Raw genomic sequence first — 14379 nt, 5'->3', positions numbered from 1 at the left:
ACAAGTAATTCTAGTGGCGTTATTATCTTATCAGACATAGTGATTAAGCACGCTAGGGTCAATCACACACTTGAGTAAGCATATATAAGAGATGTTTTCACTTTGATAGCATGAATGAGCATGGACTATCAGACTAAAAATAGGGTTTCTGACTGGGGCTGTTTCGTTTAGCCACGAGCCTCTCAAGGCTCGTGAGCGTTAAGAACGGAACAGACACAGGAAGAAAGGGAACGCCTTTAGGCGCTCGTAAAGGGCGTATATGTAACACCGCCCTGCGTATACATGTCATAGTACCTAGAAACTGTGATAAATAAAGGAAAAACACGATTTTTACCCCGCAAAAAACGGGGCATACGAAAGGAGAAATGCACTATAACTACACACAAAAATTTATCCGTTAAGATTGATTACATCAGCATTGTATTTGAAACGGCAACCGCTGAAGATGTAATCATGCACATTTTAGGTTTACCGACTGACATTTTCAATGTTTATCCAGCAACGATAAAATTCAAGACTTATCAAGCACGCTGGCAGGTTGGAGATATTTATGTATCGGGAGACGCAAGAAAGACAGAGGATAACCCACAGGGGCTAGGCTGTTATCTTGTTATGACTGGCAGAGGTTGTGATGATATTTTCCGTATTCTCAACAATAGGAATTATACCTTTGGGGATATGTTCCGACGCTGTGAGCGAAGATACGGACTGGATAACTTCCATTTCACAAGACTTGATATTGCCATTGATGATAAAAACGAAAAACCATTCTTTACCATAGAGCAGATAAAGAAGAAATGCGAAAAAGAGGAATTTATCTCGAATAGTGAGGGCTACCACTTTGACGAAAGCAAGTTTGATGATTTCGACACCGCAAAGACTGTTTATATCGGTGCTGGTAAATCGGGATTGTCCTACCGTTTTTATGATAAAGATAAGGAAGTCTGTTCAAAGCATAATAAGACACTTGATGAAGTCGGCAGTTGGAAACGGACAGAAATGCAACTGCGTGATGATAAGGCTCATGCTTTTGCCATGACATTCAAAGACAGACCGCTGGAACTTGGGGAACTGGCTTTCGGTCTATTGGCAAACAACCTACGCTTTGTCGTGCCAAACAGAAATGAAAGTAATAAGAGCAGATGGAAAACGTGTCGGTTTTGGGAACGCTTTTTAGGGGCTGTGGAAGTCTTAAAACTGCAAGTACCGAAACTACATAATTCTCTTGAGGAAACACAGCAATGGCTCACAGAGGGTGGCGTGATTTCCGCTGTGAAAAGTTTTTACTTCTTGGAAGAACATGACGCATTAGGTGGACTGGAAAAAGTGGGAACTATGCTTGATAAGGCAAGATACAGCAATTCCCTTTCCAGCAAACTAACCGCCCACTTACAGAGGATAGACCGCACCGACCTTATCCCCTATATCCAGTATGACACGAAACATGGGAAAGGGGGTATCTGATGAATAACAACGATATTCCTGTATGGGAAAAATACACCCTTACCATTGAAGAAGCGTCAAAGTATTTCCGTATCGGAGAAAACAAGTTAAGACGCTTGGCAGAGGAAAACAAGGACGCTGGCTGGCTCATTATGAATGGCAACCGCATACAGATTAAACGCCGACAGTTTGAAAAGGTCATTGACAAATTGGACGCAATCTAATGCAAATGAGCCTTGTATGTGTTATGATAAACACAAGTCATATCAAGGCTCTTTCCAATAAGGAAAGGAGCAGACACCATGAAAGAAAAAAGACGGGATAGCAAAGGACGTATCCTGCATACTGGAGAGAGCCAACGAACAGACGGAAAATACTTATATAAATATGTGGACGCATTTGGAAACACAAAATATGTGTATGCTTGGAGATTGACACCCACAGACCCGACACCAAAGGGAAAACGGGAAAAACCCTCACTTCGTGAACTGGAACAGCAGATAAGACGGGATATTGAGGACGGTATCGACAGCACAGGCAAGAAAATGACGCTTTGCCAACTCTACGCCAAACAGAACGCACAGAGGGCAAACGTGAAGAAAAGCACACAGAAACAACGGGAACAGCTCATGCGGTTATTGAAAGAGGACAAGTTAGGTGCTAGGAGCATTGATACGATAAAACCCTCTGACGCTAAGGAATGGGCGTTACGCATGAAAGACAAAGGCTTTTCCTATAACACCATTAACAACCATAAACGCTCGTTAAAAGCGTCATTCTATATCGCCATACAAGACGATTGTGTAAGGAAAAACCCTTTTGATTTCAAGTTGAGTGAAGTCCTAGAAAATGATACCAAAGAGAAAGTCGCATTGACAGAGGAACAGGAACTAGCCCTACTCTCATTCATCAAGACGGACAATGTGTATCACAAGTATTATGATGATGTGCTGATACTGTTAAAGACAGGACTTCGTATCTCGGAACTGTGCGGACTGACAATCATGGACGTTGATTTTATCCATGAGGTTGTAGTTATCGACCACCAGTTACTAAAGAGCAAGGAACAAGGTTATTATATTGAAACGCCTAAGACAAAAAGCGGAACAAGGCAAGTGCCATTAAGCAAGGAAACGATACAAGCATTTCAACGGGTTATGAAGAAACGCCCAAAGGCAGAACCATTTGTGATAGATGGACGGGGCAACTTCCTATTTGTCAATCAGAAAGGCAAGCCCAAAGTTGCGATTGATTACAATATGCTTTTTGTCCGTATGGTAAAGAAATACAACAAGCACCATAAGGATAACCCTTTGCCACATATCACACCGCATACGCTACGCCATACATTCTGCACAAGATTGGCAAGCAAGAACATGAACCCGAAAGATTTACAGTATATCATGGGACATTCAAATATCAGTATCACAATGAACTGGTATGCTCATGCGTCCATAGATACTGCAAAATCAGAGGTTCAGCGTTTAATCGCATAGAAGTATTTACCACGATTTTAACCACGCTTGATAGCGAAAATATAAGAAGATAGACCTAGATATGTGAGGTTTACCACAAAAGCAAAATGCCCGTAGAGCCGATAAAATAAGGCTTTGCGGACATTTAAGAAGATATAAAAAGATAGTTAAAAAGATATATATAATTTTATCTGAAATTTCTGTATCATAGTAAGCTTTGTTAACCTGCTAACGAAACTGCCTGTTTTTCTCTATTTGCTGTTGTTGTTATTAACTTCGATAGCACCACTCGTCATTTTGAATCTAATGAAACGATATTTATCAAACAAAAACATTTCTGCACATTTCATCTACATGGGATTCTTACAGTTGCTTTTTTGGCTATCCTGTTACTATATTTTCATATGAATAAGAATAGATAACAGCTATGATATAGAAGTACGGAAGCAGCTAACAAAAATGTGCCAACATATTATATCGGATAACACGTTAACGGAAAGGTAAGAATGAAGTCTACACAGTATGAATTCTCTAAAGCATCAGCAATAACAGTTGAAGGCTGTATGGGGCTTCATAAAAAAAAGACATCTTTTAAGAGCTTTTACCCTTAGAAGTTGTCTTTTTCTTATCTTATCTGCACCTCTATTTACAGATTTCCATGATTTTAGCTTTTAATGATTTCGCTGCAACATAGGAATTTTCCTGCTTCATAATAGCAGATACAACACAGATTCCCTTAATCCCCGTTCCCTTTAGAATATCACAATTCTCTGCATTCAAGCCACCGATAGCACCAACCGGAATAGAAACATGTGCACAGATATCCTGCAGTGTTTCTACGCTGGTCAATACTGTTTTCACCTTTGTCGTAGTCGGATAGATTGCGCCGACTCCCAGATAATCAGCACCATCTGCTTCTGCCTGCATGGCAGTATCTACACGCTTCGCCGTTGCACCTACAATTTTATCCGGTCCCATAAGTCTCCGCGCTTCTTTGACGGGCAGATCCTCTGCACCGACATGGACGCCAGCCGCATCCACCGCAAGAGCAATATCCACACGATCATCAATCATAAGCGGTACCCCATAAGCATCCGTCAGCTTTTTTACTTTGCAGGCAAGCTCATAGTATTCCAGCGTTGTTCTGTTTTTTTCTCTTAGCTGTAAAAGAGTAACACCACCATGTAATGCCTGTTCAAGCCGTCTAAGAAACTCCTCCTCTGATAAATCTGTTGAATCGCTTACCAGATATAATGTTAAATCAAATTTCATAGCCCTCTCCTAACCTTTGCTTTCGCAAAATCCAGCTCATCCATCCCATATAAAGAATCAAACAGTGATGCATGAAAGCTGCCCGGTCCGTCTGCGATTGAAACACTTTTCTCTGCAGCCAGCTCAAAGGTCAAACATGCCGCCAAGGCTGCATCAAGCGAATTCTCTGTAACGGATAAAAATGCAGCTGCAATCACATTCAGCATACAACCTGTCCCTGTACAAAGCGTCATCAGGGAATCTCCGTTTTCTATAAAATATATCTGCTTTCCATCTGTCAGGATATCCACTTCTCCACTGCATAAGACACAGCAGGCATGTCTGCGTGCAAGCTCAGCCAGCCACTTTGCACTCTTTGCAGGAGCTTCTCGATCACCATCACCGACATCAATTCCCAGGGCATGACTGTCACGGCCGCTGATTGCCTTCAGCTCAGAAAGATTTCCTTTTATGATAGAGAATCTTCCCTTCTGCAACAGCTCCTCTGCAAACGTTTTGCGTAGCTCACTGCATCCGACACCAACCAAATCAATGATTACCGGAATACCATTCTCATTTGCACAGTGAAGACTTTTCTTCATGGCAATCGAGCGGTTATCATCAAAATTGCCAAGGTTCAGTGCCAGTGCCTTACTGCATACGGTAATCTGTTCACATTCCATCGGATGCTGCGCCATGATTGGCTTCGCACCCAGTGCCAGTACAGCATTTGCACAGTCATTCATGCTGATCGGATTGGTGATGCAGTGAATTAGATTATGACTGTACTGCAGTTGTTTTCTCAGGCTCCAGAGCTTCTCGTACATTCCATTCTCCTCCCAGCTTTTTCTGCATCTTAAGCAGCATACCACTGTGCTGCATGGATGTCAGAAATACAAATGCTATACTGCCTCCGATGATGGTTCCCATAAAGAAGCTCGGTACATAAAACATCCAGGTCAGACCGTTTCTTCCCCACAGCAGCGCCATGACTGGATAGGACACGATTGCCCCGATGATTCCTGTACCAATGATTTCCCCCAGAACTGCTGCCCACAGCTGCCCTTTGCTGATTTTATAAAAGATTCCTGACAATGCTGCACCAAATACAGCTCCGGTTAATGCTAACGGTGGAATCCCCATAACCGCCATACGGATGACCCCAATCAGTACCGCACACAGAAACGAATACCAGGGTCCCATTAACACTGCCACTGTAATATTGATAAAGTGCGCCATCGGACACATACCCTCCACACGCAGGATTGGTGATATGACAACTCCTACGGCTACCATCATTGCCAGAAAGACATGGCGAAAAACACGATGTTCATTTTTCATTTCTACTTACCTCCTGTTTGCTTTCCTTTGGGATATAAACAGGAAGCACAAAGAAAACAGCTCTCCCGGTTGATATCCCAAGATCGGTCGAAGCCATACAGCTTCCTCTCAGCCTGTCTGGCAGGCTCCCTCGCTGAAGTTCTTTGTACGGTCGGAGCTCCCCTTCCGTATGCAGCAATAAAAAAGAGATACAGCAAACGCAGGCCATATCTCAATATGCAGTCACTCATATTGTACACATCCCTACGTCGGCATTATCCGAATCAGGTTATGGGTCGAAGCGAGCGCTTCCTCTCAGCCGTTTCCAGCTCCCCTTTTTTATTACATTAAAATGTTACCACGGTTCAAACGGAATTGCAATGCTGTTTTTTCTGAATGCCGAAGATAAAAAAACAGTCATGGATTTTCGGATGTTCTCAACAAAAAATGACCGTTTCCACCCTATGGGATACCGCTTGTCCCAGAATGCTTGCAATTTTGCTGCTATTCCGTATGATGAATGTACAGAGGTCAGTGTTTATACAGCTGTCCCGTTGTCCTATTCACTCTGATCTCTGCACACTGTTATGATAAGAAAGGGGGGAGGGCAGTATGCTGCAGGAAGGAATGGAAGATTATAAGCATATGATTGTATCAGAACAGCCTATTTTTCATGCATACATCGACATGCGTTCAAATACACAATATCATTTAAACGTATATGTTTCACCATGGTATAAAGCATACAATTATATTTTCTGGATTCAGAATACAGCAAAAGATAAAAGCAGAGTCTTTCGTACAGAGCATGTGACACTGGACACATTTCTTGCGAATTATGTTTCCAATGATAAAAATACACACGAGCATCTCATTCGCGAGTATATAACAGAATGGCTTTCATCCGGTGTTCTCAATGCTGAGGAAACTATCTTTTGAATGCATTTACAGTCTGCCTGTTAACAAAAAAACAGGCTTCTCTTGACTGCATAGTGTATTGCGGTTATAATACACTTGAAGAGAGGTGGATTGCATGAATCTACAACATATAACGTTTAATAAAAAAGAGCCGATGTATCCGCAGCTCAGTCGTTATATCAAAAAGCTGATTCTCGCCGATGAGCTGAAGCACTATGAAGAGCTTCCCAGTCGCCGTGAGCTTGCACTACAGCTCTCCATCAATCCAAACACGGTACAAAAAGCTTATAAACAGCTGGAGGATGAGGGAATCATAAAGACGATCAGCAATGTGAAAAGCGTTGTTATTGTCAATGAGGAAACCTTGGAAAAGCTACGCAATGAAATGATTGAGGTAACGATGAAGAAATTTGTAAAGGAGTGTCAGACAAGCGGACTGGATTTTCAACAGACGATTGCCTGGCTTACAAAGCTATGGAACACATAATTTTTATTTCCAACAAGTGTATTGCGACCGCAATACAGAAAGGAGACTGCAATGAAAGAGATTCGCTTATTTATTGAAAACACTTCTGCCCCCTATGTGAATAAGATCATATTTCTGTACGTGGACATCTTTCTCGTCCAGCTAGCACTATGCTTTATCAATATCACCAAGGATATCAACACTATTATGCTTCTGACGTTCTATCCGAGCTTTCTACTGCTCTTTCTGATTCACAGAAGCCGCTATAAAACCTTTATGAGTGAAGGCGGATTAACCCGGGTTCGCCTACTTCCGATTCGCAAATCAACCTTTCTCTATAGTGAACTGCTATTTCAATTTATGACCTATCTTGGCTTACTCTGCACACACATTTTGGCATGGACTGCTCTTTACTTCATGGTGTCAGATAAACAGCCGTTTCTCAGCAATTCCTTTCTGTTCTTTCAGCTCTCGCAGGCAACTGCAACAGCCTATATGCCCTTTACGGTAGTTGTTTTAATCCTCAATATATTAAAATTGATTACAGTAACCTGCATCAGCACCCTTTTGTTAATCGGTATGGAGACATATAAAGGATTACAAACAGTCCTACTGTATGCCGGTCTTCTAATTATTTTCCTCTTTATTAAGTTGATTATGGCACAAACGATGCCAGATCTACAGGTAATTGAGGACTGGTACGCAGCTGCTGCCATGCTGCTACTTATCCCCGTACATGCAATACAGTTGAAATCCTGCTTCATGTGGAAAAGGAGGAAGATGAAATGAATAAGACAACTGCCTTTATAGCCTCTGCAGCCCTTGCCTCTATTTTATGCATGAGTCTACCTCTCCTATATGCCGGACAAGCAAACTTCCCTATACAGGATGTGATGGGGAATCGCTCAGCACTGCATGGTGTCGGCTTTGATAGTACCGTAAATCTGAAGGAGGCATCCATTTTGATATCCTATGATGAGCGTGCCAGAGTATCTCATGAAATAAGAAAACCGCAGGAATATCTGGGTTCCTCTTATACATCCTTCACGTATGTATGTGAGGATGACTGCAAGCCAATCAGTGACTGGGAAAAAGCAAAGGATCAATACAGTACGGATATGACATCCTATGAGCGGCAGCTGAACAAAGCATCGTTGTATGTATCCGTAATGGTGACAGATAATCAACAGCTGATTAACGATTTCGGATTTATCAAGACAGAGTTAACTTATAATGCGGATAAGGAGCATATCCTGAAAGAAGAAGGTACGTACAACACTGAAGAAAAAAAGATCATTCCGGGATGGATTCAGCCGGAAAATATGGCAGAATTCGGTGGTACCACGCAAACAGTTTATCATAATGGGTATTATTATATACTTCCACCGAGCACCACGGCGATGAGCGGTCAGAATTACATCTATCGTGCAACAGTAATGAACTATCCGGAAAGCTATAGCATCAATACAGATACGGAGCACAACTATTACGCTATGAGCACATATCTGAAGGTGGAAAAGCTGACAAACGTAAGCATGGACCGAAATTATCTTGCAATGCAGCTCTCGTCAAACCATATATTTGTATTCAGCGAAAAAAATCAAAAGCTGTATATCACAAAGTATGACCTTAACGGTAATTTGAAGGATGAAATCAGTATAAAGGACTTCCATTATTTTGATACCATTTATAAGAATGACAAGTATCTTTGCTTCAGCTATGATGATACAATTCAGATTTTAAATACAGACACCATGCAGCTCCTGCATGTAAAAAACAAACAGCTTCTTTTAGAAGGTGGCGATTATGCGCCTATTCACGATATTCTATATAAGAATGGAAGAATCTATGTTTCTATGAGCACAGACTCAGGATACTATACGAACAAGCTCCTTGTTATAGAAAACGGCAAGACCGTATATGTCGGCACGCTGGATTTCTTAAAACTAAAGCCTTCCCTCACAGAGCTGCCCGCTGATTGTATTCCTGTCAAATTCAGGAGGTAAAGAACATGCTGAAACGTGAATTTAAACAACATATGCGCCGCCTTTCAAGAGTTCTGCTGGCAATTACACTCGCCTATTTCATGGTCTCTGCCTTTATCATGCAGAGCATTTCATCAAATATCCGTTTGCTATACAGCAGTACTACATGGATTGAACTATTGCCGCTAAGCTACAACCTCTTTTATGGTGTTACAGTTTGTTTCTTTGTACTTATATTTTTCTACTATATCCTGCGGACACTGTTTGATTACCGTCAGGGAAAGACACGATGGATGCTGCTGGCTTCAACACAAAAGCCACGCATTGTCGCAGATGCTCTTCTGTTGGCCATCCTATTGCTTATCTTTTATCTGATCAGTCTTACAATTTTATATTTTGGATTTCAATATCACTTACAGCAGCTGGAAAATCAGCAGCTGTTTCTCCCTGAAAAATATCAATCATTTACAATGATGCTCTCCATGCAGCGTGCTTTCCCCTTCTTATATCCTACGTCTGTTACGTCCGCTTTGTTTCTAATCAGCTTTTATATATCGGTTGTTACGGGCGGCATCTCCGTTATATATGCATGCAGAGCAGAAATTCCCCGCATGAGCAGATGGCTCTATCCGACCTATCTGCTGTTGCTGTATTTGAGCTGTACAGCATGGAATGCATCCATAATCAGGCTGTTGATTCCCTTATTGTACAGTGTGCTATTTATTATACAAATAAAAAATTGCTGTGATTATAAACAGCCGGGAGGTTACAAATGCTAAAATTAGAAAATGTTAAAAGGCTGTACTACAACAACCGAGGTCTGCGCAATACCAATATAGAATTTCATGAAGGGGAGATTACAGGCATCCTTGGAAGAAACGGCAGCGGCAAGACTACGCTGCTGAAAGCCATTCTAAACCTTATTCCGCTGGATGACGGATTGATAACATGGAACGATAAAGCAGTGGAGGAGCAGTTTGATAAGATCGCCTTCATCACAGAGGATGGCAGTTATTTCCCCTATATGTCTCCAAAGGAATATGGCGAATTTCTTACGCTGTATTATCCTGCTTTCTCCAAAGACCGCTATTTTGACTTCCTCGAGCAATTCGAGGTAAGCAAAACAGATACCATCCGCACGCTTTCCAAGGGTCAGCAGCTAAAGGTGGAGATCAGCGCCGGTTTTGCAATGAACGCAAAGCTTATCATACTGGATGAGCCGTTTACCACACTGGATGTATATGCGAAAGAGGATACTGTCAAACAGCTGATTGAACAGGTAAAAGAAGATGTCATCATTCTGATTTCCACGCATAACATAGAAGAGATTGAAGCTGTGATTGACCGCTGTATTGTTCTTGATGACGGTATCGTCAAAGAAGATATCATGATGGATGAATTAAACGAAAGTGGTAAGGATTTGCGTGCCCTGCTGGACCCTTATCGCCCTGCCGCAAGAAAATAGCTGCTTCATAAAAGGAGGTCTGCCTGTGCAAGGTAAAAAAAGCGTCATACCCTATACGAGCTGGATAGCAGCACTTGCATTCGATACCCTGATCGTTATCGACAGATATCCTATGGCGCTGATTCTCTTCCTGCCATTGACTTATAGCTGCTACAGCTTGCTTCAGCAAAAACAGGCAGGTATCCGCGGGATGCTTATCTGCCTGTGTGGAGAAATGCTGCTTTCATTTTTCTGTATTATCATGACAAGCTTGTTACAACAGCCTTTGTCCACCGATCAAAACACGCTATTGCTTTTTCATCCAGCCGCTTGCTGCATATTATCCATATCCGCTTATTTACTTCACAAGGCCTTTCGTATCATGGATCACAGGCTTCCTGAAATTGTGAAATACAGATGACGCAAAGAGTCAACAACTGTGGGTAGAAAAAAAGAAGCCGCATCATGAATCATACACACTTATAGAAGCTAAGAATTCACCTCGTATATAGTATACGGCTGTTGAATTCTTTTTTCTATACGTGGTAAGAATCGGTTTTGCTAAGCTTCTTTTTATCATTTAATGCTTAAAGTGGCGTACGCCTGTGAATACCATCGCAATGCCATGCTCATTGCACACATCGATGGACAGCTGATCCTTGATGGAACCACCTGGCTGAATGATAGCAGTAACGCCTGCCTTTACAGCCTCCTCCACGGTATCCGGCATCGGGAAGAACGCATCGGAGCTCATGATAGAGCCTTTTGCCTTTTCTCCTGCCTGTTCAATGGCAATCTTCGCAGCTCCTACACGGTTCATCTGACCTGCACCGACACCAATGGTCATATTATCCTTTACCAGAACAATAGCATTGGATTTGACATGCTTGACCACCTTCCATGCGAACAACAGCTGTTCCAGCTCTTCCTCAGTTGGTTTGCGGTTTGTCACACAGCGAAGATCCTCTGCTGTGATTTTATGATCATCAATATCCTGCACAAGCAGACCGTCATTCACGTTTGTAACCTTATATCTGGCATTTACCTCCAGTGAGGTATCCAGCTGCATCAGACGGATATTCTTCTTCTTGGACAAAATTTCAAATGCATCTTCATCAAATGCAGGAGCGATAATAATTTCCAGGAAGATTTTAGACAGCTTTTCTGCCACTGCCGCATGAATCGGCTCATTGAAGGCAACGATACCGCCAAAGATAGAAACCGGATCAGCCTCATATGCCTTATCCCATGCTTCCTCGATTGTCTTTCCGATACCGACACCACAAGGATTCATATGCTTTAATCCAACAACTGCAGGCTGACCTTCAAAGTCCTTCAGTATCTCAATTGCAGCATTCCCATCCTGTATATTGTTATAGGAAAGCTCCTTGCCATGCAGCTGCTTCGCATTTGCCAGAGAATACTGCGGGTTCATTCCCTTATAGAAGGCAGCACTCTGATGCGGGTTTTCTCCATAGCGAAGCTCCTGTACCTTATCAAAGGTGATCGTAAACTTCTCCGGATATTTCTCGCCTGTTCTCTCTGTCAGATAGCTTGCGATCATCGTGTCATAGCTTGCGGTATGACGGAACACCTTAGCCGCAAGGTATTCTCTTGTGACAGGGCAGGTTTCTCCGTTTTCACGCAGCTCCTTCAACACACCGTCATAATCTGAGGGATCGCAGAGAACCGGAATAAACTTATAATTTTTTGAAGCACTGCGCAGCATGCTTGGACCACCGATATCAATATTCTCGATGATTTCTTCATGACTGACACCCGGTTTCTGTACGGTTTCCTTGAATGGATACAGATTCACACATACCAAATCGATATACTGGATTCCCAGCTCTTCAATCTGTCGGACATGATCGGGATTATCTCTCACACAAAGCAATGCTCCATGAACCTTAGGATGCAGTGTTTTTACACGCCCGTCCATGATTTCCGGAAAGTCGGTTACCTCGGAAATGCCAATCGTCTTAATACCATTGTCTTCCAGAGCTTTTTTTGTCCCTCCGGTAGAGATTATTTCATAGCCCAGTTCAACCAGACCGGATACAAACGGTACCAGATTTGTTTTATCAGAAACACTAACTAATGCTCGCTTCATTATGCTTCCTCGCTTTCTATCATTTTACATACATGCTTTACTACCTTTGGAAACATGTCATACTCCAGCGCATGCACATGCTCTTCCAGGGTTTCCAGTGACCAGGAGGGATCAATTTCAATTTTCTCCTGATGGATGATTTCACCTGTATCCACACCTTCATCTACAAAATGAACGGTAACACCTGTGAAATCGACCTTTGCCTCATACGCATCCTGAATACTGTGTGCCCCTGGAAAATGCGGAAGATATGCCGGGTGCAGATTGATAATGCGTCTTGGATAGCTTTCCAGCAGCACCCTGCCGATAAAGCGCATATAGCCGGCAAGAACAATCAGCTCCACCTGCTGCTCCTTCAATACATTCAGAATTTCCTGTTCGTACGGCTCCTTGCCTGCATACGCTTTTGGATCTACAAATACACAGGGGATTTGCAGCTTTGCGGCACGCTCTTTTGCATAGGCCTGCTCCTTATCAATAATCAAAACCTTACAAACGGCATTGTTGACATGACCATTGTTTATTTCCTGCACAATATTCTCGAAATTGGAGCCGTTCCCGCTCGCAAAAATCGCAATATTTACCATTTTAAATCCACACTTCCACTGTTTGTCACTTCACCGATGACATAGGATTCCTCATGGATTTCCTTCAACAGGCTCTGAACGGTATCCACGTCCTTTTTATCGACAGCCATCAGGAAGCCGATGCCCATATTGAATACATTGCACATTTCATTCATTGGGATATTTCCATATTTTGCAATCATATCAAAAATAGGCTTACGTGGATAGGCAGTTGTATCAATCGTGACACCCTGTCCTTCCTTCAGCATTCTGGGAACATTCTCATAGAAGCCTCCTCCGGTAATATGGCTCATTCCCTTGATATCAACCTTACCGAGCAAATACTTGATTGCCTTGACATAGATCTTCGTCGGTGTTAACAGCACATCCCCAAGCTTCTGATTTCCGATTTCTTCATATTCCTTATGCAGATCCAGCTTGGCATCCTTTAACAGCACCTTACGGATCAAGGAAAATCCATTGGAATGTACACCGGTACTTGGAAGACCAATCAGGACATTGCCTTCCTCGATTTTCTGTCCGTCCAGCAGATTGCATTTATCCACAGCTCCGACACAGAAGCCGGCAATATCATAATGCTTCACATCATACATATCCGGCATTTCGGCAGTTTCTCCGCCAATCAACGCACATTCTGCCTGCACACAGCCATCCGCAACACCCTTTACCAGCTGTTCGATTTTCTTCGGTTCATTTTTACCAACGGCCAGATAGTCCAGGAAGAAGATTGGCGCTGCCCCCTGTACAAGTACATCATTGACGCACATTGCCACAGCATCAATACCAACGCTGTCATGCTTATCCATTTCAAATGCAACAAGCAGCTTTGTACCAACACCATCGGTTCCGCTTACCAGAACCGGTTCCTTCATGTTTAATACAGATAGATCAAACATACCGCCAAAGGCACCGATGGAATCAATCGCACCCTTCACCTTTGTTCTAGCGACATGGCTCTTAATCAGACGAACGGATTCATATCCGGCTTCCAGATCGACTCCGGCTTCTCTATACTTATCACTCATACACGTTCTCGCTTTCTTCTCTTATTTTTCTCAGGACATTTTATCGCTGTCCGCTTTCTTTTCAACCGACTTTTTCTCTGTCGGCTTTGCTTTTTTTCAGGCTTTTTCTCTTCCTTATTCCTTACGTTTTCCGCTGCCTGCACAACGACATTTGCATCATTATCACTTGCAGGGATACCGGAGAAATTATATCAGCTTCAGACTCAGCTTATCCAGACGCTCCAGAAACGGAATCCTAATACTGGCTTTTCCTATGATGATTTTCTTCCTCAGACCGGACATGATATAGGCTGTGTCAGACGGTGCCTTGACATAGCCTATCGTAACGATCAGAGGAAGTAGAAAGATGGCA

At 42.6% G+C, this 14379-nt stretch carries 16 protein-coding genes and 1 riboswitch; of the genes, 10 read left to right on the top strand and 6 right to left on the bottom strand.

What is annotated here, in order from left to right; all coding sequences use genetic code 11:
* The first annotated feature begins 402 nt into the window (after positions 1-402).
* The 3 genes from NE665_RS09175 to NE665_RS09165 all read left to right on the top strand — a co-directional run bounded on the left by NE665_RS09175 (position 403) and on the right by NE665_RS09165 (position 2939).
* Positions 403-1464 carry a replication initiation factor domain-containing protein gene (locus tag NE665_RS09175; protein WP_278275377.1) on the top strand — a complete coding sequence of 354 codons (1062 nt, stop codon included), beginning with the start codon at positions 403-405 and terminating at the stop codon, positions 1462-1464.
* On the top strand, positions 1464-1667 hold the full coding sequence (locus NE665_RS09170) for an excisionase (RefSeq protein ID WP_002610247.1): 204 nt from the start codon (positions 1464-1466) through the stop codon (positions 1665-1667). Before NE665_RS09175 ends, NE665_RS09170 begins: the two co-directional genes overlap by 1 nt.
* A gap of 78 nt (positions 1668-1745) precedes the next feature.
* A complete protein-coding gene (locus NE665_RS09165; RefSeq protein ID WP_015536407.1) occupies positions 1746-2939 on the top strand; it encodes a site-specific integrase in 1194 nt (397 codons plus the stop codon).
* 621 nt (positions 2940-3560) lie between these two features.
* Here the strand turns inward: NE665_RS09165 and thiE are convergent.
* Genes thiE through thiW form a run of 3 tightly spaced genes read right to left on the bottom strand, consistent with a single transcriptional unit; the run spans position 3561 to position 5510 of the window.
* A complete protein-coding gene (gene thiE / locus NE665_RS09160) occupies positions 3561-4190 on the bottom strand; it encodes a thiamine phosphate synthase (protein ID WP_178759895.1) in 630 nt (209 codons plus the stop codon).
* Entirely contained in the window at positions 4187-4996 is an 810-nt protein-coding gene (gene thiM, locus NE665_RS09155; RefSeq protein WP_178759894.1) for a hydroxyethylthiazole kinase, read from the bottom strand. Before thiM ends, thiE begins: the two co-directional genes overlap by 4 nt.
* Positions 4947-5510, bottom strand: coding sequence for an energy coupling factor transporter S component ThiW (gene thiW, locus NE665_RS09150; protein ID WP_178759893.1), 564 nt, complete (start codon positions 5508-5510; stop codon positions 4947-4949). The genes thiM and thiW overlap by 50 nt, the downstream gene beginning before the upstream one ends.
* Before the next feature lie 223 nt (positions 5511-5733).
* Positions 5734-5835, bottom strand: a riboswitch (TPP riboswitch).
* A 266-nt stretch (positions 5836-6101) separates the two neighbouring features.
* On the opposite strand from thiW, the gene NE665_RS09145 reads away from it, so the two are divergent.
* From NE665_RS09145 to NE665_RS09115, 7 genes are all read left to right on the top strand, one after another.
* A complete protein-coding gene (locus NE665_RS09145; protein ID WP_178759892.1) occupies positions 6102-6428 on the top strand; it encodes a hypothetical protein in 327 nt (108 codons plus the stop codon).
* A 94-nt stretch (positions 6429-6522) separates the two neighbouring features.
* Positions 6523-6894 carry a GntR family transcriptional regulator gene (locus tag NE665_RS09140; protein WP_117441920.1) on the top strand — a complete coding sequence of 124 codons (372 nt, stop codon included), beginning with the start codon at positions 6523-6525 and terminating at the stop codon, positions 6892-6894.
* A 51-nt stretch (positions 6895-6945) separates the two neighbouring features.
* A complete protein-coding gene (locus NE665_RS09135) occupies positions 6946-7662 on the top strand; it encodes a hypothetical protein (RefSeq protein WP_178759891.1) in 717 nt (238 codons plus the stop codon).
* The gene (locus NE665_RS09130; RefSeq protein WP_178759890.1) at positions 7659-8879 is read left to right on the top strand and encodes a hypothetical protein; all 1221 of its coding nucleotides are present in this window, start codon (positions 7659-7661) and stop codon (positions 8877-8879) included. The genes NE665_RS09135 and NE665_RS09130 overlap by 4 nt, the downstream gene beginning before the upstream one ends.
* A gap of 5 nt (positions 8880-8884) precedes the next feature.
* Positions 8885-9637, top strand: coding sequence for a hypothetical protein (locus NE665_RS09125; protein WP_178759889.1), 753 nt, complete (start codon positions 8885-8887; stop codon positions 9635-9637).
* Entirely contained in the window at positions 9631-10323 is a 693-nt protein-coding gene (locus tag NE665_RS09120; RefSeq protein WP_178759888.1) for an ABC transporter ATP-binding protein, read from the top strand. Before NE665_RS09125 ends, NE665_RS09120 begins: the two co-directional genes overlap by 7 nt.
* Before the next feature lie 25 nt (positions 10324-10348).
* Positions 10349-10723, top strand: coding sequence for a hypothetical protein (locus NE665_RS09115; protein ID WP_233104773.1), 375 nt, complete (start codon positions 10349-10351; stop codon positions 10721-10723).
* Positions 10724-10882: 159 nt separating this feature from the next.
* Here the strand turns inward: NE665_RS09115 and purH are convergent, their stop codons facing one another.
* The 3 genes from purH to purM are packed head-to-tail and all read right to left on the bottom strand — an operon-like array spanning position 10883 to position 14027.
* Positions 10883-12418 (bottom strand): bifunctional phosphoribosylaminoimidazolecarboxamide formyltransferase/IMP cyclohydrolase, encoded by a 1536-nt coding sequence (gene purH, locus NE665_RS09110; RefSeq protein ID WP_256302534.1) that lies wholly within the window; start codon positions 12416-12418, stop codon positions 10883-10885.
* On the bottom strand, positions 12415-13002 hold the full coding sequence (purN, locus tag NE665_RS09105; RefSeq protein WP_117441927.1) for a phosphoribosylglycinamide formyltransferase: 588 nt from the start codon (positions 13000-13002) through the stop codon (positions 12415-12417). The genes purH and purN overlap by 4 nt, the downstream gene beginning before the upstream one ends.
* Positions 12996-14027 (bottom strand): phosphoribosylformylglycinamidine cyclo-ligase, encoded by a 1032-nt coding sequence (gene purM / locus NE665_RS09100; protein WP_178759887.1) that lies wholly within the window; start codon positions 14025-14027, stop codon positions 12996-12998. Before purM ends, purN begins: the two co-directional genes overlap by 7 nt.
* Between the last annotated feature and the right edge of the window lie 352 nt (positions 14028-14379).

The organism is Clostridium sp. DFI.1.208 (assembly GCF_024463855.1).
In the GTDB taxonomy this organism is placed as follows: domain Bacteria; phylum Bacillota_I; class Bacilli_A; order Erysipelotrichales; family Erysipelotrichaceae; genus Clostridium_AQ.
Note: the sequence above shows the minus strand (reverse complement) of the source record. Positions and strands in the feature narration are given on the sequence as shown.

What these genes read in the sequence shown, in the direction of transcription:
- NE665_RS09170 (WP_002610247.1), top strand. Translation starts at nt 1,464, where the DNA reads ATGAATAACAACGATATTCCTGTATGGGAAAAATACACCCTTACCATT.
- NE665_RS09165 (WP_015536407.1), top strand. Translation starts at nt 1,746, where the DNA reads ATGAAAGAAAAAAGACGGGATAGCAAAGGACGTATCCTGCATACTGGA.
- thiE (WP_178759895.1), bottom strand. Translation starts at nt 4,190, where the DNA reads ATGAAATTTGATTTAACATTATATCTGGTAAGCGATTCAACAGATTTA.
- thiM (WP_178759894.1), bottom strand. Translation starts at nt 4,996, where the DNA reads ATGTACGAGAAGCTCTGGAGCCTGAGAAAACAACTGCAGTACAGTCAT.
- thiW (WP_178759893.1), bottom strand. Translation starts at nt 5,510, where the DNA reads ATGAAAAATGAACATCGTGTTTTTCGCCATGTCTTTCTGGCAATGATG.
- NE665_RS09145 (WP_178759892.1), top strand. Translation starts at nt 6,102, where the DNA reads ATGCTGCAGGAAGGAATGGAAGATTATAAGCATATGATTGTATCAGAA.
- NE665_RS09140 (WP_117441920.1), top strand. Translation starts at nt 6,523, where the DNA reads ATGAATCTACAACATATAACGTTTAATAAAAAAGAGCCGATGTATCCG.
- NE665_RS09135 (WP_178759891.1), top strand. Translation starts at nt 6,946, where the DNA reads ATGAAAGAGATTCGCTTATTTATTGAAAACACTTCTGCCCCCTATGTG.
- NE665_RS09130 (WP_178759890.1), top strand. Translation starts at nt 7,659, where the DNA reads ATGAATAAGACAACTGCCTTTATAGCCTCTGCAGCCCTTGCCTCTATT.
- NE665_RS09125 (WP_178759889.1), top strand. Translation starts at nt 8,885, where the DNA reads ATGCTGAAACGTGAATTTAAACAACATATGCGCCGCCTTTCAAGAGTT.
- NE665_RS09120 (WP_178759888.1), top strand. Translation starts at nt 9,631, where the DNA reads ATGCTAAAATTAGAAAATGTTAAAAGGCTGTACTACAACAACCGAGGT.
- purN (WP_117441927.1), bottom strand. Translation starts at nt 13,002, where the DNA reads ATGGTAAATATTGCGATTTTTGCGAGCGGGAACGGCTCCAATTTCGAG.
- purM (WP_178759887.1), bottom strand. Translation starts at nt 14,027, where the DNA reads ATGAGTGATAAGTATAGAGAAGCCGGAGTCGATCTGGAAGCCGGATAT.